The organism is Geodermatophilus telluris, from assembly GCF_900102745.1.
In the GTDB taxonomy this organism is placed as follows: Bacteria; Actinomycetota; Actinomycetes; order Mycobacteriales; family Geodermatophilaceae; genus Geodermatophilus; species Geodermatophilus telluris.
Map to the genome: position 1 here is coordinate 250,671 of NZ_FMZF01000006.1, position 17,522 is coordinate 268,192.

Annotated in this window: 18 protein-coding genes; 6 read left to right on the forward strand and 12 right to left on the reverse strand. The window is 76.2% G+C overall.

What is annotated here, in order from left to right; all coding sequences use genetic code 11:
* Nucleotides 1-82: 82 nt before the first annotated feature.
* From BLQ97_RS19065 to BLQ97_RS19085, 5 genes are all read right to left on the reverse strand, one after another.
* Entirely contained in the window at nucleotides 83-1,138 is a 1,056-nt protein-coding gene (locus tag BLQ97_RS19065; protein ID WP_091367691.1) for an HD domain-containing protein, read from the reverse strand.
* Nucleotides 1,138-2,442 carry a cysteine--1-D-myo-inosityl 2-amino-2-deoxy-alpha-D-glucopyranoside ligase gene (mshC, locus tag BLQ97_RS19070; protein WP_091367693.1) on the reverse strand — a complete coding sequence of 435 codons (1,305 nt, stop codon included), beginning with the start codon at nucleotides 2,440-2,442 and terminating at the stop codon, nucleotides 1,138-1,140. The genes BLQ97_RS19065 and mshC overlap by 1 nt, the downstream gene beginning before the upstream one ends.
* 77 nt (nucleotides 2,443-2,519) lie before the next feature.
* Nucleotides 2,520-4,040: a glycerol kinase GlpK gene (glpK, locus tag BLQ97_RS19075; protein WP_091367695.1), complete on the reverse strand. Its 1,521-nt coding sequence runs from the start codon at nucleotides 4,038-4,040 to the stop codon at nucleotides 2,520-2,522.
* Nucleotides 4,041-4,099: 59 nt separating this feature from the next.
* Nucleotides 4,100-4,825 (reverse strand): MIP/aquaporin family protein, encoded by a 726-nt coding sequence (locus BLQ97_RS19080; protein WP_217637274.1) that lies wholly within the window; start codon nucleotides 4,823-4,825, stop codon nucleotides 4,100-4,102.
* 147 nt (nucleotides 4,826-4,972) lie between these two features.
* Entirely contained in the window at nucleotides 4,973-6,718 is a 1,746-nt protein-coding gene (locus BLQ97_RS19085) for a glycerol-3-phosphate dehydrogenase/oxidase (RefSeq protein ID WP_245692468.1), read from the reverse strand.
* Nucleotides 6,719-6,881: 163 nt separating this feature from the next.
* On the opposite strand from BLQ97_RS19085, the gene BLQ97_RS19090 reads away from it, so the two are divergent.
* Both BLQ97_RS19090 and BLQ97_RS19095 read left to right on the forward strand, forming a co-directional pair.
* Complete coding sequence (locus BLQ97_RS19090; protein WP_091367697.1) at nucleotides 6,882-7,907, forward strand: sugar-binding transcriptional regulator; 1,026 nt, start codon at nucleotides 6,882-6,884, stop codon at nucleotides 7,905-7,907.
* Between the two features lie 16 nt (nucleotides 7,908-7,923).
* Nucleotides 7,924-8,646 carry a maleylpyruvate isomerase family mycothiol-dependent enzyme gene (locus BLQ97_RS19095; RefSeq protein ID WP_091367699.1) on the forward strand — a complete coding sequence of 241 codons (723 nt, stop codon included), beginning with the start codon at nucleotides 7,924-7,926 and terminating at the stop codon, nucleotides 8,644-8,646.
* Here the strand turns inward: BLQ97_RS19095 and BLQ97_RS19100 are convergent.
* From BLQ97_RS19100 to BLQ97_RS19120, 5 genes are all read right to left on the reverse strand, one after another.
* Nucleotides 8,643-9,029, reverse strand: coding sequence for a VOC family protein (locus BLQ97_RS19100; protein ID WP_091367965.1), 387 nt, complete (start codon nucleotides 9,027-9,029; stop codon nucleotides 8,643-8,645). The two genes, BLQ97_RS19095 and BLQ97_RS19100, sit on opposite strands and share 4 nt — an antisense overlap.
* A 100-nt stretch (nucleotides 9,030-9,129) precedes the next feature.
* Nucleotides 9,130-9,873 carry an SCO1664 family protein gene (locus BLQ97_RS19105; RefSeq protein WP_091367701.1) on the reverse strand — a complete coding sequence of 248 codons (744 nt, stop codon included), beginning with the start codon at nucleotides 9,871-9,873 and terminating at the stop codon, nucleotides 9,130-9,132.
* Between the two features lie 13 nt (nucleotides 9,874-9,886).
* The gene (locus tag BLQ97_RS19110) at nucleotides 9,887-10,438 is read right to left on the reverse strand and encodes a DUF3090 family protein (RefSeq protein WP_091367703.1); all 552 of its coding nucleotides are present in this window, start codon (nucleotides 10,436-10,438) and stop codon (nucleotides 9,887-9,889) included.
* Nucleotides 10,439-10,473: 35 nt separating this feature from the next.
* A complete protein-coding gene (locus BLQ97_RS19115) occupies nucleotides 10,474-11,178 on the reverse strand; it encodes a histidine phosphatase family protein (protein ID WP_091367705.1) in 705 nt (234 codons plus the stop codon).
* Nucleotides 11,179-11,297: 119 nt separating this feature from the next.
* Nucleotides 11,298-12,131: an undecaprenyl-diphosphate phosphatase gene (locus BLQ97_RS19120; RefSeq protein WP_091367706.1), complete on the reverse strand. Its 834-nt coding sequence runs from the start codon at nucleotides 12,129-12,131 to the stop codon at nucleotides 11,298-11,300.
* Between the two features lie 177 nt (nucleotides 12,132-12,308).
* Here BLQ97_RS19120 and BLQ97_RS19125 point away from each other — a divergent pair, with 177 nt between their 5' ends.
* Complete coding sequence (locus BLQ97_RS19125; RefSeq protein WP_091367708.1) at nucleotides 12,309-13,289, forward strand: aldo/keto reductase; 981 nt, start codon at nucleotides 12,309-12,311, stop codon at nucleotides 13,287-13,289.
* Nucleotides 13,286-15,244 (forward strand): AAA family ATPase, encoded by a 1,959-nt coding sequence (locus tag BLQ97_RS19130; RefSeq protein ID WP_091367710.1) that lies wholly within the window; start codon nucleotides 13,286-13,288, stop codon nucleotides 15,242-15,244. The genes BLQ97_RS19125 and BLQ97_RS19130 overlap by 4 nt, the downstream gene beginning before the upstream one ends.
* A 3-nt stretch (nucleotides 15,245-15,247) precedes the next feature.
* Here BLQ97_RS19130 and BLQ97_RS19135 read toward each other — a convergent pair whose 3' ends face one another.
* Entirely contained in the window at nucleotides 15,248-16,012 is a 765-nt protein-coding gene (locus BLQ97_RS19135) for a DUF2470 domain-containing protein (RefSeq protein WP_245692470.1), read from the reverse strand.
* A 60-nt stretch (nucleotides 16,013-16,072) separates the two neighbouring features.
* Here BLQ97_RS19135 and surE point away from each other — a divergent pair, with 60 nt between their 5' ends.
* Nucleotides 16,073-16,873 (forward strand): 5'/3'-nucleotidase SurE, encoded by an 801-nt coding sequence (gene surE, locus BLQ97_RS19140; protein WP_217637275.1) that lies wholly within the window; start codon nucleotides 16,073-16,075, stop codon nucleotides 16,871-16,873.
* Between the two features lie 11 nt (nucleotides 16,874-16,884).
* Here the strand turns inward: surE and BLQ97_RS19145 are convergent, their stop codons facing one another.
* A complete protein-coding gene (locus BLQ97_RS19145; protein WP_091367714.1) occupies nucleotides 16,885-17,145 on the reverse strand; it encodes a hypothetical protein in 261 nt (86 codons plus the stop codon).
* A 169-nt stretch (nucleotides 17,146-17,314) separates the two neighbouring features.
* Between BLQ97_RS19145 and BLQ97_RS19150 the strand changes: the two genes are divergently transcribed.
* The gene (locus BLQ97_RS19150) at nucleotides 17,315-17,518 is read left to right on the forward strand and encodes a DUF5703 family protein (protein WP_091367716.1); all 204 of its coding nucleotides are present in this window, start codon (nucleotides 17,315-17,317) and stop codon (nucleotides 17,516-17,518) included.
* The last annotated feature ends 4 nt before the right edge of the window (nucleotides 17,519-17,522 follow it).

Genomic DNA, 17,522 nt, shown 5'->3' on the forward strand with positions numbered 1-17,522 from the left:
CCTCCCGGGGCGTTCCTCGTCCTCCCGGGGTCCGGCAGCGCCCCGGGACACCGGAGAACACCCCGGGAGCGACGACGCGCGATCAGGTGCGCAGCAGCGGGGTCATGCGGGCCGCGGCGTCGTCGCCGAAGAGCCGGTCGTGGGTGGCCAGCGCGAACCGGTCGGTCATCCCCGACACGTGGTCGACGACCTGGGTCACCAGGTCGGCCTCGGTGTCGCGGTAGGTGTCCGGGATGAGCCCGGGGTGGGCCAGGTGGTGGTCGACCAGCCGCCGGATGACGTCGACGGCCAGCTGCTTCTGCCCCGCGGCGGTCTCGGACACGTACACCCGCGCGAACATGAACGCCCGCAACTCGTGCATCGCCGCCAGCGGCCCGGGGGCCATCACCACCGCTCCCCCGTCGGCCAGCGACCCGGCGACGACGGCGTCGACCATCGCCCCGACCATCGCGCTGCCCGGCTCGCCGAAGGCCGCGCGCGCGACCGCGGGCAGGTCACCGGGCCGCAGCACCCCGGCGCGGACGGCGTCGAGCGCGTCGTGGGACAGGTAGGCGATCCGGTCGGCGTACCGCACGCACTCGCCCTCCCGGGTGGCCGGCGGCGGGCTGATCTTCCAGCTGTGCGCGCGGATGCCGTCGCGCACCTCCCAGGTGAGGTTGAGCCGCTCGAGCACCTCGACGATCCGCACGCCCTGCGCCGCGTGGTGCCAGCCGCCGGGGACGTAGGGGTCGAAGGCGTCCTCGCCGATGTGCCCGAACGGCGAGTGCCCGACGTCGTGGCCGAGCGCGATCGCCTCGGCCAGCGTCTCGTTGAGGCCCAGCGCCCGGGCGATCGCGCGGGCCACCTGGGTGACCTGCAGCGTGTGGGTGAGCCGGGTGACGAAGTGGTCGCCGTCGGGGTTGAGGAAGACCTGCGTCTTGTGCTTGAGCCGGCGGAAGGCCTTGGCGTGCAGGATCCGGTCGCGGTCGCGCTCGTAGGCGGTGCGCAGCCGGTCCTCGGGCTCGGCGACGGCGCGGCCGCGGGTGGCCACCGAGCGCGCCGCGGCCGGGGCGAGCCCGGACTCCTCCGCCTCACGCGCGGCGCGACCGGTGAGCCGGAACCCCTCGGCCGGGGCGCCGTCCCGGGACCCGCCGGGCATCAGCCGTCCTGCAGCGCAGCGCCGAAGAGGTCGATGCCCAGCAGGGCGTCGACGGCGTCGGCCACGACGGCCGGGGCGCCGTCCTCGGTGTCGCCGTCGCCGGTGCCCGTGCCGTCCCCGGTGCCGCGGAGGGTGGCCGCGGCCCAGGCGTCGACGACGGCGATGGCGCCGGGGCTGTCGAGGTCGTCGGCCAGGCGCTCGCGCAGGCCGGCCAGCACCGGCGCGGCCGGGGCGCCGGTGTCGCGGACGACGGCACGCCGCCAGGTGGCCAGCCGGCTCTCCGCGGTGGTCAGCAGGTCGGCGGTCCAGGCGCGGTCGGTGCGGTAGTGGCCCGACAGCAGGGCCAGCCGGATGGCCATCGGGTCGACGCCCCCGCCGCGCAGCTTGGAGACGAACACCAGGTTGCCCCGGCTCTTGCTCATCTTCTCGCCGTCCAGGCCGATCATCGCCGCGTGCACGTAGGCCCGGGCGAAGGGCAGCTTCTCCCCCGTCGCCGCGGCGGTGAGCGCCTCGGCGTGGACGGCGGAGTACTCGTGGTGCGGGAAGACCAGGTCGCTGCCGCCGCCCTGCACGTCGAAGCCCATGCCGATGGTGTCCAGCGCGATCGCCGCGCACTCGATGTGCCAGCCGGGCCGGCCGGCGGTGCCGCGCGGGCCGGGCCAGGACGGCTCGCCCTCGCGGTGGCCGCGCCACAGCAGCGGGTCGAGCCGGTTGCGCTTCCCCGGGCGGTCGGGGTCGCCGCCGCGCTCGGCCGAGAGCGCCAGCATGGTGGCCTCGTCGTAGCCGGACTCCTCGCCGAAGCCGGGCGCCTGCGCGACGTCGTGGTAGACGTCGCCGGTGCCGTCGTCGAGCACGTAGGCCAGGCCCTCGTCGAGCAGGGTCTCCACGTGCACGACGATCCGCGGGATGGTCGCCACCGCGCCCACGTAGTCGTCGGGCGGCAGCACCCGCAACGCCGTCATGTCCTCCCGGAAGAGGGCGGTCTCGCGCATCGCGAGCACCACCCAGTCCTCGCCGTCGCGCTCGGCGCGCTCGAGCAGCGGGTCGTCGACGTCGGTGACGTTCTGCACGTAGTGCACGCCGTGGCCGGCGTCCCGCCACACCCGGTTGACCAGGTCGAAGGCGAGGTAGGTGGCGGCGTGGCCGAGGTGGGTGGCGTCGTAGGGGGTGATCCCGCAGACGTACATCCGCGCGACCCGGTCGGGCGTGGTGGCCACGACCTCCCCCCGGGCGGTGTCGAACAACCGGAGGACCGGGCCGGGGCCCGGCAGGGTCGGCAGGAGCGGGGCGGGCCAGGCGAGCACGACACCGAGCCTAGTTGCGTGGCCCGCCCCACCCCGCGGACGCCGCCCCACCGGGGACGGCGCCCGTGGGGGACCGCTCAGGCGTCGTCGTCGTCGTCGACCCAGTCCAGCGTGCGGGCGACGGCCTTCTGCCACTTGCGGTAGTAGCGGTCGCGCGTGCCGGCCTCCATGACCGGCGACCACCGCTTGTCCTCGGCCCACTGGCTGGTCAGCTCGTCCTCGTCGGCCCAGAAGCCGACCGCGAGGCCGGCGGCGTAGGCCGCGCCGAGCGCCGTCGTCTCGGCGATCTGCGGCCGGACGACGTCGACGCCGAGGACGTCGGCCTGGAACTGCATGAGCAGCTCGTTGACCACCATGCCGCCGTCGACGCGCAGCTCGGTGAGGTCGACGCCGGAGTCGGCGTTCATCGCCTCGACCACCTCGCGCGTCTGGTAGGCGGTGGCCTCCAGGACGGCGCGGGCCAGGTGACCGCGGTTGACGTAGCGGGTCAGCCCGACCAGCGCGCCGCGGGCGTCGGAGCGCCAGTGCGGGGCGAACAGGCCGGAGAAGGCGGGCACGAAGTAGGCCCCGCCGTTGTCCTCCACCGAGCGCGCCACCGCCTCGATCTCGCCGGCGCCGCCGATGAGCCGCAGGTTGTCGCGCACCCACTGCACCAGCGAGCCGGTGACGGCGATGGAGCCCTCGAGGGCGTAGACCGGCTTGCGGTCGCCGATCTTGTAGCAGACCGTCGTCAGCAGGCCGTTCTTCGACGACACCGCCTCCTCGCCGGTGTTGAGCAGCAGGAAGTTGCCGGTGCCGTAGGTGTTCTTGGCCATGCCGGGCGAGAAGCAGACCTGCCCGAAGGTGGCCGCCTGCTGGTCGCCCAGCGAGCCGGCGATCTTCACGCCCGCGAGCGCGCCGGCCTTGCGGCCCTCGCCGTAGACCTCGGAGTTGGAGCGGATCTCCGGCAGCATCGACACCGGGATGCGCATGTCCGCGGCGATCGACTCGTCCCAGGCCAGGGTCCGGTAGTCCATGAGCATCGTCCGCGAGGCGTTGCTGACGTCGGTGATGTGCTGACCGCCGTCGGTCCCGCCGGTCATGTGCCACAGCAGCCAGCAGTCGATCGTGCCCATGAGCAGGTCACCGCGCTCGGCCCGGTCGCGGGCGCCCTCGACGTTGTCGAGGATCCAGGTCACCTTGGGCCCGGCGAAGTAGGTGGCCAGCGGCAGGCCGACCTTCTCCTTGTACCGGTCGGCGCCGCCGCCGAGCTCGCCGAGCTCGGTGACGATGCGGTCGGTGCGGGTGTCCTGCCAGACGATGGCGTTGTAGACCGGCTCGCCGGTGTGCCGGTCCCAGACGACGGTGGTCTCGCGCTGGTTGGTCAGGCCGACGGCGGCGAGGTCGGCGCCGGTCAGGTCGGCGCGGGCCAGCGCCTGGCCGACCACCTCGCGGACGTTGGCCCAGATCTCGACCGGGTCGTGCTCCACCCAGCCGGCGCGCGGGAAGATCTGCTGGTGCTCCTTCTGGCCGACGGCCACGACGGCGCCGTCGTGGTCGAAGACCATGCAGCGGGTGCTGGTGGTGCCCTGGTCGATGGCGGCGATGTACTGGCTCACGGGGACCTCCGGGTGCGTCGTTGCAGGTGGGGGTGCGGGACGGGGAGAGCGGGCGCGGGTCAGAAGACCTGGGAGAGCAGGCCGGCGAGGACACCGCCGAGGACGGGGCCGACCACCGGGACCCACGAGTAGCCCCAGTCGCTGCCCTTCTTGCCGCGGATGGGCAGCACGGCGTGCGCGATGCGCGGGCCGAGGTCGCGGGCGGGGTTGATGGCGTAGCCGGTGGGCCCGCCGAGCGAGGCGCCGATGCCGACGACCAGCAGGGCGACCGCGAGCGGGCCGATCTCGGTGGGGGTGTTGCCGAACTTGAGGATCACGTAGACCAGCACGAAGGTGCCGATGAGCTCGGTGACGGTGTTCCACGCCGGCCGGCGGATCGCCGGTGCGGTGGAGAACGTCGCCAGCACCTCGCCGGGATCCGGGTGGGCGGTGTAGTGCTCGTGGTAGGCCAGCCAGGCCACGACCGCGCCGAGGAAGGCACCGACGAACTCGCCGGCGAAGTAGACCAGCGTGCTGCCGAACGTGACGTCGACCCCGGGGGCGTACTCGTCGGCGCCCGAGGCCCACAGGCCCAGGGTGACCGCCGGGTTGAGGTGGGCGCCGCTGCGGTAGCCGGCGTAGACGCCGATGAAGACCGCCAGGCCCCAGCCGAAGTTGATCAGCAGCCAGTCGGCGCCGCGGCCCTTCGACTCGGTGAGCAGGACGTTCGCGACGACGCCGACGCCGCCGAGCAGCAGCAGTCCGGTGCCGAGCACCTCGGAGAAGAAGACGGAGACCAGTGACACGCCAGGGACCTCTCTGTCCGGTTGTGCCGTACGGGGGCCCGCCCGGTCCGGGCGGGGTCGTGCGGGATCTGCGTGCTCCTCCTCTCGCGGGCTCGCGGTCGACGGGGTGGGGCGGGGCCGGCCGCGGGGTCCCGGCCGGCCCCGGGCTCAGGAGGCGTCGGCGAAGGGCCGGATCTCCGGCGCCTGCAGCCGGGCGGCCTCGGCGGAGCTGTCGTCGGGCATGACCTCGGCGGCGCGCTCGGCCTCGACGCGGGCGAGGTAGCTCGACACCTCGCGCTCGAGCTGCGCGTCGTCCCAGCCCAGCGGCCCGGCCATGAGCTGCGCGGCCGCGCGCGCCGACGCCGTCCCCCGGTCGGCCTGCTCGTAGGACAGCCGGGTGCGCCGGGTGAGGACGTCCTCCAGGTGCAGCGCACCCTCGGCGGTGACGGCGTAGACGACCTCGGCGCGCAGGTAGTCCGGGGCGCCCTCGAGCGGCCGGCCGAGGTCGGGGTCGGCGTCGACCAGGGCCAGGACCTCGTCGACGAGGCTGCCGTAGCGGTCGAGCAGGTGCTCCACGCGCGTCTCGGTCCACCCGTGCGCGGCGGCGAGGTGGGCCTTGCGGTTCCAGCGCACCTGGTACCCGTCGGCGCCGACCAGGGGCAGCTCCTCGGTGAGCGAGGCCGGCACCGGCGCGGCCGGGTCCTCCCCCGGTGCGCGGTCGGCCAGCGCCATGTCGACGACGTCGCGGGCCATGACCCGGTAGGTCGTGTACTTGCCCCCGGCGATGACGGTCAGCCCCGGCCGGACGGTGGCCACGGTGTGCTCGCGGGAGACCTTGGTGGTCGAGCCGCTGCCGTCGTCGACCGGCTGCAGCAGGGGGCGCAGGCCGGTGTAGACGCCGAGGACGTCGTCGCGGGTGAGCGGCCGCTGGAGGACGGCGTTGGCGTGCTCGAGCAGGTAGTCCACGTCGGCCGAGGAGGCGACCGGGTGGTCCTTGGCCAGGTCCCAGGGGGTGTCGGTCGTGCCGATCACCCAGTGGGTGGGCCACGGGATGATGAACAGCACGCTCTTCTCGGTGCGCAGGATGAACCCGTCCTCACCGGCGATGGCCGACCGCGGGACGGCGATGTGCACGCCCTTGGAGGCGCGCACGGTCAGGCCCTGGGCGCGGAAGAGCTCCTGGGTGTGGTCGGTCCACACGCCGGTGGCGCCGACGACGTGGCGGGCGCGGATGGTGAGCTCGCGGCCGGTCTCGAGGTCCACGGCCCGCACGCCGGCGACCCGGCCGTCCTCCTCGAGGTAGCCGGTCACCTGGGTGCGGCTGGCGGCGAGCGCGCCGTGGCCGACGGCGGTGCGCACGAGCACCTGGACCAGCCGGGCGTCGTCGACCTTGGCGTCCCAGTAGCGGATCGCGCCGATGGCGGCGTCCTCGCGCAGGGAGGGGGCGACCCGGCGCAGCGACCGCTTGGACAGGTGCCGGTGCAGCGGGACGCCGCGGCCGCCGACGCGCCCGAGCAGCCCGCCGAGGGTGTCGTAGAGGGCGATGCCGGCGCCGATGTAGACCCGCTCCCACAGCCGGTGGCGGATCGGGTACAGGAAGGGCACCGGGTGCACCAGGTGCGGGGCGAGCCGGCCGACGAGCAGGCCGCGCTCGTGCAGCGCCTCGCGGACCAGCGCGAAGTCGAGCATCTCCAGGTAGCGCAGGCCGCCGTGGACGAGCTTGCTGGCCCGGCTGGAGGTGCCCGAGGCCCAGTCGCGCTGCTCGAGCAGGCCGGCGGTCAGGCCGCGGCTGGCCGCGTCCAGGGCGGCTCCGGCACCGGTGACACCACCTCCGATCACCAGGACGTCGAGGACCTGCGAGGACATGCGGTCGAGTGCGTCGGAACGGTTCTGCAGGGACAGGGCGGTGGGCACGGGCACTCCCGGGAGGTGTGCTGGTCACCGACGGGGGGCCGCCGGTGCGCTGAACAGTCCAGAGCCTGCCGCGCTCGCGCCGCCAGATCAGCTCCGTGCACGCATGTGCACGCGCGGACTACCGTCGTCGACGGCGGCGGACCGCGCGGAGGGAGGGGCCGGGATGACACCCGACGACCGGGTCGAACGGGTCGCCCGGAGGTTCTGGCTGGACAGGGCCACGATGGAGACGATCGCGAACGAGGAGGGCGTCTCCCGGTCGACGATCTCCCGCGCCCTGGACACCGCCCGGGCGACCGGTGTCGTCAGCATCACGGTCAACCCCGTGCACGGACGTGCAGCCGCGATGGCCGCGGAGCTCGGTCGCCGGCACGGCATCGCGGCCCGCGTGGTGCCCGTCCCGGACGACGCGCCGGGTCCCGCGCGGCTGCAGGCGGTCGCGGCCGAGACCGCCGTGCTGCTCGACGCGGTCGTGGACACCGGCACCACCCTGGGCCTGGCGTGGGGCACCACGACCAGCGCGGTGGGGCAGCACCTGCGCGCCCGCCCGCTGCGCGACGCGCACGTCGTCCAGCTCAACGGGGCGATGAACACCCACAGCAGCGGCGTCGGCTACGGCAGCGACGTCCTGGGCCGGTTCGGCACCGCGTGGGACGCGCGGGTGCACCACTTCCCGGTGCCGGCGTTCTTCGACCGGCCCGAGACGCGCCAGGCGATGTGGCGGGAGCGCAGCGTGCGCCGGGTGCTCGACCTGCAGCAGGGCGCCGGCGTCGCGCTCTTCGGCATCGGCGCGATGACCGGGGCGGTGCCCTCCCGGGTGCACACGGAGGGGTACCTGACGCCCGGCGACCGGGCCGACCTGGTCGCCGCCGGCGTCGTCGGCGACGTCTGCACGGTCTTCCTGCGCGCCGACGGCTCCTGGGAGGGGATCCCGCTCAACGCCCGCACCAGCGGGCTGCTGCCCCCGGTGCTGCGCCGGATCCCCCGGCGGGTGTGCGCGGTCGCCGGCGACGACAAGGTCGCCGGTCTCGTCGCCGCGCTGGCCGCCGGGCTGGTGACCGACCTGGTGCTCGACTCGCGGGCGGCCCAGGAGCTGCTGACCTCCCGTCCGCCGACCCGGCCCGCGCCGCTGTGGCGGCCGCCGTCGGGCCACCCGCCGCCGACCGGCGCTAGCGTCCGGGGCACCTGACCCCGGGGAGGTCGCCGTGGAGCCGTCCGCCTACCTGCCGGCGCTGCGCCGGGCCGACGCCCGGTTCGCCGACGCCGCCGCCGAGGCCGTGCTGAGCGCGGGCTGGCGCGCCGCGGTGCCCGGCTGCCCCGGGTGGACGCTGTCGGACCTGGTCTGGCACCTGGGCGAGGTGCAGCACTTCTGGGCGTGGGTGGTGCGCACCCGCGCGCCGCACCCCGGCGGCTACGACGGCCCGCACCGGCGGCCCGACGACGAGCTGCTGGGCTGGTCGGCCGGGCAGTCGGCGGAGCTGGAGGTCGCGCTGGCCGCCGCCGACCCCGCCGAGCGGGTGTGGACCTGGGCGCCCCGGCAGGACGTCGGCTTCGTGCTGCGCCGGCAGGTGCACGAGGCCGTCGTGCACACCGTCGACGTGGAGCAGGTGCTCGGCGACGTCCGGCCGGTCCCGCCCGAGGTCGGCCTCGACGGCGTCGACGAGTGGCTGGAGGTCGTGGTGCCCGGCGTCTTCCCCGACGGGCCGCCGGAGGGCGCCCACCCGGTGGTGCTGCACGCGATCGACGCCGGGGAGGAGCGGACGCTGTTCGCCGGCAGCCGCCCGCAGCCGGTGGCCACGCTGCGCGGCACGGCCGGCGACCTGCTGCTGGCCTGCTGGCGCCGGGTGCCGCTGGAGGTGCTCACCGTGGACGGCGACGGCCTGCAGGCGGCGGCGATGATCGACCTGGTGCGCCTCGACGCGCCCTAGGGCCAGCGGACGGCGTACCGGTCGAACGCCTCCCCGGTCTGCACGCCGACCACGCAGAACACCAGCCCGGCGGGGTCGGTCATCTGCCAGAACGAGCCCATGTCGGCCAGCCGGCGGGCGCCGAGGGCCTCCAGCCGGGCCACCTCGGCGGGGACGTCGTCGGTCTCCACGTCGACGTGCCAGCGCGGCGGCGTCCCCTCCCCCGTGCGCTGCACCTCCAGGGAGAGCCCGCCGGCGAGGGAGCCGAGCGAGGCCCAGTCGCCGTCGGCGGGGTCGGGGACGGCGGTGCGGCCGGTGGCGCCGGCCCAGAACGCGGTGCCCGCGGCGTGGTGCGCGGGCGGCAGGTCGAGCAGCAGGACGGCCAGGCGGGAGCGGTGCGGCACGTGCCGCATGCTGCCCGCCGGCACCGACGGTGTGCGCCGACGCCCCCTTCCCTGCCTCGGAACGGGGCCGGGGCGCACACCGTCGGCCGCCGGCCTCGGCTCAGAACGGCGGCCAGGGCAGGGCGGGCCACTCGCCGGAGGGCTCGGGGTGCAGCTGGCTGCGCAGCAGCTCGGCCACCCGCTGCTGCGTGCTGCGGACCTCGCGGCGGGTGAGGTGCTCGTGCAGCGCGTCACCGAGGTCGCCGCGCAGGTCGTCGGCGAGGCGCTCGAGCACCTCCAGCGCCTCCAGCGGCAGCGGCTTGCCGGCCCAGCGCCACAGCAGGGTGCGCAGCTTCGGGTCGGAGGAGAAGCAGATGCCGTGGTCGACGCCGTACACGTGGCCGGCCGAGGTCGGGATGATGTGCCCGCCCTTGCGGTCGGCGTTGTTGACCACCGCGTCGAAGACCGCCATGCGGCGCAGGCCGGGGTGGTCGGAGCGGACGAAGGCGGCCAGGTCGACGTCGGGGTCGCCGTCGACCCACAGCTGCACCATGCCGGGGCCGAACGGACCGTCGCGCAGCACCGTGGGTGGCACGACCGACCAGCCGGTGGCCTCGCTGACCAGCGCCGCGGACACCTCGCGACCGGCCAGCGTGCCGTCGGGGAAGTCCCACAGCGGCCGCTCGCCGGCCACCGGCTTGTACACGCACTCGGCCTCGAGCTCGCCGGTGCGCACGACCCCGACGAGGGTCACGTTGCTGGCGTCGAGCATCCGGCCCTCGAGGTCGATGTCCCCCTCGAGCAGCAGGCGGCGCGCCTCGGCGTCGCCGACCGGGGTGCGCAGCTCCCGCGCGGGCTCGCTCACCGTCGTCCCCGGTTCAGCGGCGGTAGCCGTTCTGCCGGGGGCAGACGTGGCCGGTGGGGTCCAGCGGCAGCGAGCACAGCGGGCAGGACGGGCGGCCGGCGGCGACGACGCGGCGGGCGCGGGCGACGAACGAGCGGGCCGCGCCGGGGGTGATCGTCACGCGCAGCGCGTCGGGGCCCTCCTCGGCGTCGGAGAGGATGGCCTCCTCGTCGACCGGCTCCTCGCCGGCGGCCACGGCCTCGACGACGACGGCCTGCGTCTCGCCGTCCCAGGCCAGGCCCATCGCGGCGACCCGGAACTCCTCGTCGACCGGCGCGGTCAGCGGCTCCAGGTCGTCGACGTCGGCCTCGGCGGGGACGACGGTCCCGGGCCGGGTGGCCACCTCGTCGAGCAGCTCGTCCATGCGCTCGGCGAGCACCTGCACCTGCGACTTCTCCAGCGCGACGCTGACCACGCGGCCCTCGGCGTCGGAGGCCTGCAGGTAGAAGGTCCGCTCGCCCGGCTGCCCGACCGTGCCGGCGACGAACCGGGACGGGCGGTCGAAGCGGTAGACCTGGCGGGGCACGCGCCCAGGTTACGCGGGCCCGCCGACCACCGCGTTCAGGGAACCGCCGCGCCGGCGCCGCCGCCGACGACCGCGTCGGAGTCCCTCCCCCGGCGGCGCCGCGGCCGCTTCCTCGGCGGGACCAGCGCGGCGACGTCCCCGCCGGTGTCGTTGACGCGGACGACGAACGGGCGGGTCTCGGTGTAGGTGACCACCGAGACCGACGCCGGGTCGACGACGATGCGCTGGAAGCCGTCGAGGTGCAGGCCCAGGGCGTCGGCGAGCACCGCCTTGATGACGTCGCCGTGGCTGCAGGCCAGCCACACCGCGTCGGGGCCCAGCCGGGCGTTCCACTCGCGGACGGCGGCCACCGCGCGGGCCTGGGTCTGCGCCAGCCCCTCCCCCTCGGCGCCGGGGAACACCGCCGCGGAGGGGTGCTGCTGCACGACCTTCCACATCGGGTCCTTGACCAGCTCCTTGAGCGGCCGGCCGGTCCAGTCGCCGTAGCGGGCCTCGCCGAGCCGCTCGTCGGTCCGCAGCTCCAGGTCGCGGCCGGCGAGCACCGCACCGGCCGTCTGCCGGCAGCGCTCCAGCGGGCTGCTCACCACGGCGGCGAGCGGCACCGGGGCCAGCCGCTGCCCCACCGCGGCCACCTGCGCCTGCCCGGTCTCGTCGAGCTCGACGCCCGGGGTCCAGCCGGCCAGCACACCTCCGGCGTTCGCCGTCGTCCGGCCGTGCCGCAGGAGGATGACGGTGGTCACCCGGCCGAGCCTAGGTGCGCGCAGCGGACGGCGCCGTCCCCTGGTGAGGTGCTGGAACGGCCCCCTCGCAGGGGCCCGCCGCGAGCGTGCGAGCGGTGGGGGGGCGAGGGGGTCCTTCATCAGTTGGGGGCGAGCACGCCCACGCCGACCAGCGCGAGCAGTGCCAGGCCGAGCACCACCCGGTAGACGACGAACGGGGTGAAGGTGCCGCGGTCGAGGTAGCGCAGCAGCCAGGCGATGACCGACAGGCCCACCCCGAAAGCGATGACCGTGGCCAGGATCGTCGGCCCCCAGGAGATCGTCTCGCCGGCCACGTCGCCGGTGAACGTCTCGTAGACCTGGAAGAAGCCCGACCCGAGGACGGCGGGGACGGCCAGCAGGAAGGAGTACCGCGCGGCCGCGGCCCGGGTGTAGCCGAGGAAGAGCCCCATGGTGATCGTGCCGCCGGAGCGGGACACGCCGGGCACCAGCGCCATCGCCTGCGCCAGGCCGAACAGCAGCCCGTCGCGGACGGTGAGCTGGTGCAGCTCCCGCCGCTTGCGGCCCACCCGGTCGGCCCAGTACAGGACCAGCGAGAACGCCACCAGCGCGATCGCGACGATGCGCAGGTCGCGGAAGGTGGTCTCCACGTCGTCCTGGAACAGCAGGCCGAGCACCACGATCGGGACGCTGCCGACGATGATCAGCCAACCCATCCGGGCGTCGGGGTCCGAGCGCAGCGAGCGGTCGGTCAGCGCCCGCAGCCAGGCGACGACGATCCGCGCGATGTCGCGGCGGAAGTAGAGCAGGACGGCGGCCTCGGTGCCGATCTGGGTGATCGCGGTGAACGCCGCCCCCGGGTCACCCCAGCCCGACGCCTCGCCGACCACCCGCAGGTGGGCGCTGGAGGAGATCGGGAGGAACTCCGTCAGGCCCTGCACCAGGCCCAGGACGACGGCCTCGAACCAGCCCACCGCCGGTCAGCCCCGGCGTCCGGACGACGGGCGGGCGGGCGCGGCGGAGGTCAGCGGAGGCACGGGCGGACAGCCTAGGTCGCCGCCCCCGGACCGACCGGGCGCGACCCGCGCGCCGTCCACCACACCCGCCGCGTCCCCGGCCGGTGTCGGTGTCCGGCGGTAGGTTGGCCGGTCGTGGAACAACGGGCGCTGGGACGCAGCGGCCTGGTCGTCTCCCGGCTGGCGCTGGGCACCATGACCTGGGGCCGGGACACCGACGAGGACGAGGCGGCGCTGCAGCTGACCGCGTTCGCCGACGCCGGCGGCACCCTGGTCGACACCGCCGACGTCTACTGCGACGGCGACAGCGAGCGCCTGCTGGGCCGGCTGATGGCCGACGTCGTCCCCCGCTCGGAGCTGCTGGTGGCCACCAAGGCCGTGGGCCGCACCGGCGCCGGGCCGATGGGGCGCGGCGGCTCCCGCGGGCACCTGCTGGCCGCGCTGGACGCCTCGCTGGAGCGGCTCGGCGTCGACCACGTCGACCTCTGGCAGCTGCACGCGTGGGACGAGCTCACCCCGGTCGAGGAGACCCTGGCCGCCTGCGACGCCGCCGTCACCTCAGGGCGGGTGCGCTACGTCGGGGTGAGCAACTTCACCGGCTGGCAGACCGCGCAGGCGGCGACCTGGCAGCGCGCCTGGCCCGGCCGCGCGCCGCTGGTGAGCACCCAGGTCGAGTACTCGCTGCTGCAGCGCGGCGTCGAGCGGGAGGTGGTGCCCGCCGCCGAGGCGCTGGGGCTCGGCGTCCTGGCCTGGTCGCCGCTGGGCCGCGGGCTGCTCACCGGCAAGTACCGCACCGACACCCCCGACGGGTCCCGCGGCGCCTCGCCGCAGTGGGCCGGGTTCATCGACGACCTGCGCTCACCGGCCGCCGACCGGATCGTCGAGGCGGTGGTGACCGCCGCCGACGGGCTGGGCACCACCCCGCTGGCCGTGGCGCTGGCCTGGGTGCGCGACCGGCCCGGGGTGGTCGCGCCGGTGGTCGGCGCGCGCACCGCCGAGCAGCTGCAGTCCTCCCTCGACGCGGAGTCGGTGCGGCTGCCCGCCGCGATCCGCACCGCGCTGGAGGACGTGTCGGCGCCGCACTTCTCCTACCCCGACCAGCGGTCGGCCCGATGACCGCGGCCCCCACCCCCGCGGCCCCCGACCCGGTCTTCGCCGCCTTCTGCGCGGCGGGGCTGTGGCCGGGCCTGGGCAAGCGGGCCGCCGCCGAGCTGCCCGGCGCCGGGATCACCTCGCCCGACGACGTGACCGCCACGCGGCTGCAGAAGCTGCCGCGGGTGGGGACGCAGCGCGCCGAGCGACTGTTCTCCTCGTTCCTGTCCGCCCAGCCCACGTACGGCGTGGTGGAGCTGCTGGTGACGGCCGGCCTGGAGGCGAAGCTGGCGTCCTCGGCCGCCGACGCCCTGGGCGACGACGCCGCCCGGCGGCTGCGCGACGACCCGTGGGCGCTGCTGCGGCTGCCGGCCGTCAGCCTGCGCGACGCCGACCGGCTGGCCATCTCGCTGCTGCCGGGCGCCGACCGCAGCGACAGCCGCCGCGGCCGGGCGATCGTCGTCATGACCCTGCGGACGGCGGCGCGCGACGGGCACACCGTGCTGCCCGCCGACCTGGTGGTGGCCGCGCTGCGCGCCGAGGGCGTGGCCGACCCGGCGGCCGCGGTCCTGGCCGCGGTCGAGTCCGGGGAGGTGCTCGACCACGAGCCGCCGGAGCCGGAGTTCGACGAGGACGCCGACCCCGACGAGCTGCCCGAGCCCGACCCGGCGCTGCGGATGCTGTCGCTGGGCCGCTTCGGCATGGCCGAGGAGGCCGTCGCCGAGGGCGTGGCGCGGCTGGCGGCCACCGCCGAGCGGATCGCCGACCCCGCCGCCGTCCGGTCGGTGGCCAAGGGGCTCGACGACGCGCAGAAGGCCGCCGTCGCGCAGGTGCTCGGCGCCGGCGTGTCGCTGCTCACCGGCGGCCCCGGCACCGGGAAGAGCCGCACCGTGGCCGCCGTCGTCAAGCTGCTCATGGCCAGGGGCAGCGAGGTGGCGCTGGCCGCGCCCACGGGACGGGCGGCCAAGCGGCTGGAGGAGCTCACCGACCACCCGGCGACGACGGTGCACCGGCTGCTGGGCTCGCAGGGTTTCGGCGGCGGGTTCGCCCGCACCGAGGAGTGGCCGCTCGACGCCGACGTCGTGGTGGTCGACGAGGCCTCGATGCTCGACGTCGAGCTCACCGCCGCGCTGGTGGAGGCCTGCCCCGACGGCACCCACCTGCTGCTGGTCGGCGACCCCGCGCAGCTGCCCTCGATCGGCCCCGGGCACGTGCTGGGCGACCTCATCGACTCCGGCGTCGTGCCGGTCACCGAGCTGACCACCCTCTACCGGCAGGCCGAGGGCGGCGCGATCGCCCGGCTGGCCAACGCCGTCCGCGGTGGGCAGCTGCCGCCGGTGGACTCCCCCGACCGCGAGGTGGTCGTGGTCCCCGCGTCGGGCAGCGGCGAGGCGGCCCGGCGGGTGGTGCAGCTGGTCACCGACTCGATCCCGCGGGCGCTGCGCATCGACCCGCGCAACGTCCAGGTGGTGACGCCGGTCCACCGCGGGCCGGCCGGGACCATCGAGCTCAACCGCGCGCTCAAGGAGCGGCTCAACCCGGGCGATGGCACCGTCTTCGGCTTCGACGTCGGCGACCGGGTGGTGGCCACCGCCAACCACCTCGACATCGAGCCGATCGGGTTCGCCAACGGCGAGGTGGGCGTGGTGACCGGCACCGGCGACGGCACGCTCGACGTCGCCTTCGCCTCCGGGCCGGTGACGGTGCCCAACGACGCGCTGCCCGACCTCAAGCACGGCTGGGCGATCACGGTGCACCGCGCGCAGGGCTCGGAGTGGCCGGGCGTGGTGGTGGTGCTGCCCCCGGAGGCCGGCGGGATGCTCTCGCGGCCGCTGGTCTACACCGCGCTCACCCGGGCGCAGCAGCACCTGTCGATCGTGCACGCGTCCGGGGCGGCCCTGGCGCGGGCGGTGCGGGAGGTCGACGTCCGCCCCCGCCGCACCCGGCTGGCCCAGCTGCTGCGCGAGAACGCCGGCTGACCCTCAGTCGCGGCGGCTGAGGCCGGCGCGGAGGGCGCACAGCAGCCGGGACGTCGCCGCGCGCAGCTGGCCCGGGCAGGTCAGCGGCCGCGCGAAGGGCACCCGGACGTCGCGGTGCCCGCCGGGCCGCTCCACCCGCAGCCGGTAGCCGAACCGGTCGACGCCGAGCGGGCGCACCACCTCGCCCGCGCCGGCGGCGACCCGGCTGCGCAGCAGGGCCAGCACGTCGGGGTGGTCGCGCTCCAGGTGCTGCAGCACCCCGGCCTCCACGGCGGCCAGCGGGTCGGGGCGGGCGGCGGCGAACCCGGCCGGCGAGACCTCGGTGCAGCCGCCGCCCTCGCGCAGCACCACCTCGGCGAGGTCCAGTCGCAGCAGCAGGGCACCGGCGCCGACGTCGAGCAGCGCGCCCTCGGGCCGCACCTCGGCGAAGGCCAGCGCGGCGGCGGTGCGGTCGGCCGGGCGCACCGGCGTCAGCCAGCCGGAGAGCCACAGCGTGGCGCGCACCGGGTCGCGCAGCGGCACCGGCGCCCGGTCGCTGACCATGAGCAGCGCCGAGACGTCGGCCCGCCCCTCGAGCGCGCGGGCGGCCTCGCCGTCGGCGGGGACGAGCACCAGCACCTGGCCGGCGGCCGTGGTGGCGTGCGCGAGCGGGCGGCCCGGCTCGTGCCCGGGCAGGCAGAGGGCGGCGGCCGCCCGGGTGGCGGCGGTGCGGGCGCGCTCGGCGGCGCCGGCGACGGCCGGCGCCTGCGGGCCGGAGCAGGTGGTCACGGGTCCCCCTCGGATCGGTGAGTTAGGGCAGCCTAACCACACTCGGCGTCCGGTGGAGGGGTGAGGGCCCGCGTCCCGGGGAACGGGGAGGCGGTGCGCGCCCTGGTGACCAACGACGACGGGATCGACAGCCCCGGCCTGCACGCGCTGGCCCGGGTGGCGGTGGCGGCCGGGCTGGAGGTGACGGTCGCCGCTCCGCACGAGGAGTCCAGCGGGTCGAGCGCCGCGGTGAGCGCGGTGCACTCCTCGGGCCGGCTGGCACTGCACCGGCACGAGCTGCCCGGGGTGGACGCCGTGCGGACGCTGTCGGTGGAGGCCTCCCCCGGGTTCATCGCCTTCGCCGGCATCCGCGGCGCGTTCGGCGAGCCGCCCGACGTCGTGCTCTCCGGCGTGAACAAGGGACCCAACACCGGGAGGATGGTGCTGCACTCGGGCACCGTGGGCGCCGCGCTCACCGCCACCACGCACGGGCTGCCGGGGCTCGCGGTCTCCCTCGAGGGCGCGGCGGACTGGACCGCCGAGCACGCCTGGGACACCGCCGAGGAGGCCGCCGCCCGGGCGCTGCGCTGGCTGCTGGCCCACCCGCCGGGCCCGGTGGTGGTCAACGTCAACGTGCCCGACGTCCCGCCCGACCGGCTGCGCGGGCTGTGCGCGGCGCGGCTGGCCCCGCACGGCGCGGTGCAGGTCGACGTCGGCGAGGCCGGCGAGGACTTCGTCACGCTCACCTACCGCGAGACCCCGGAGGCGCCGGCGCCCGGCAGCGACGTCGCGCTGCTGCGCGAGGGCTGGGCGACGGTGACCCTGCTCGGCCCGCCGGCCGAGGTGCCCGGCGCCGGCTACCCCGGTCTCGGCTCGGCCTGAGCGGCGGCCGGTCAGTCGGTGCGCTCGTCGTCGTCCAGGGGGACGTCGGCCTCCTGCTCGAGGACGTCGGCCTCGTCGGCGTCGCGGTCGCCGACGCCGCGCGGGGTGCCCGCGGTGCCGGGCGAGGTGGCCAGCTGCTGCTCGAGCGCGTCGGCCTCGGGGACGCCGTCGCCGATGCCGCCGACCTCGCCGGCGAGGGTGGGGGCGGCGGGCTCGAGGAGCGCCTCCTGCTCGGCGCGATCGGCGTCGTCGGCGGTGCCGGGATCGGTCACGTCGTCCTCCCTCGGTGCGGTGCTCCGGTGCGGTGCTCCGGTGCGGTGACCCGGTGCGGTGGCCCGGGTCGCCGTCCATCCTGCCGCCCGGTCCCCGTCCCGGCAGCCCCGGGAACGGCGGGTGGCAGACGGGTGACCGGGGGTCGTCGCCCGTGGCAACATCGGTCGGGTGGACGGCGCCGACGACTACGAGTACGCGCCGCTGCGGATCCCGCCGGGCACGTCCCGGTCCGCAGCGGCGACGATGCTGAGCCTCCAGGTCGACGTCGGTGGGTGGGAGCTCGCCCGCCTCCAGCTGCACGCCGACGGCACCCGCAAGGCCGTCCTGCGGCGGCGGGCGCGGCTGTCCTACCTGCCGATGCCCGTCACCTGAGCGG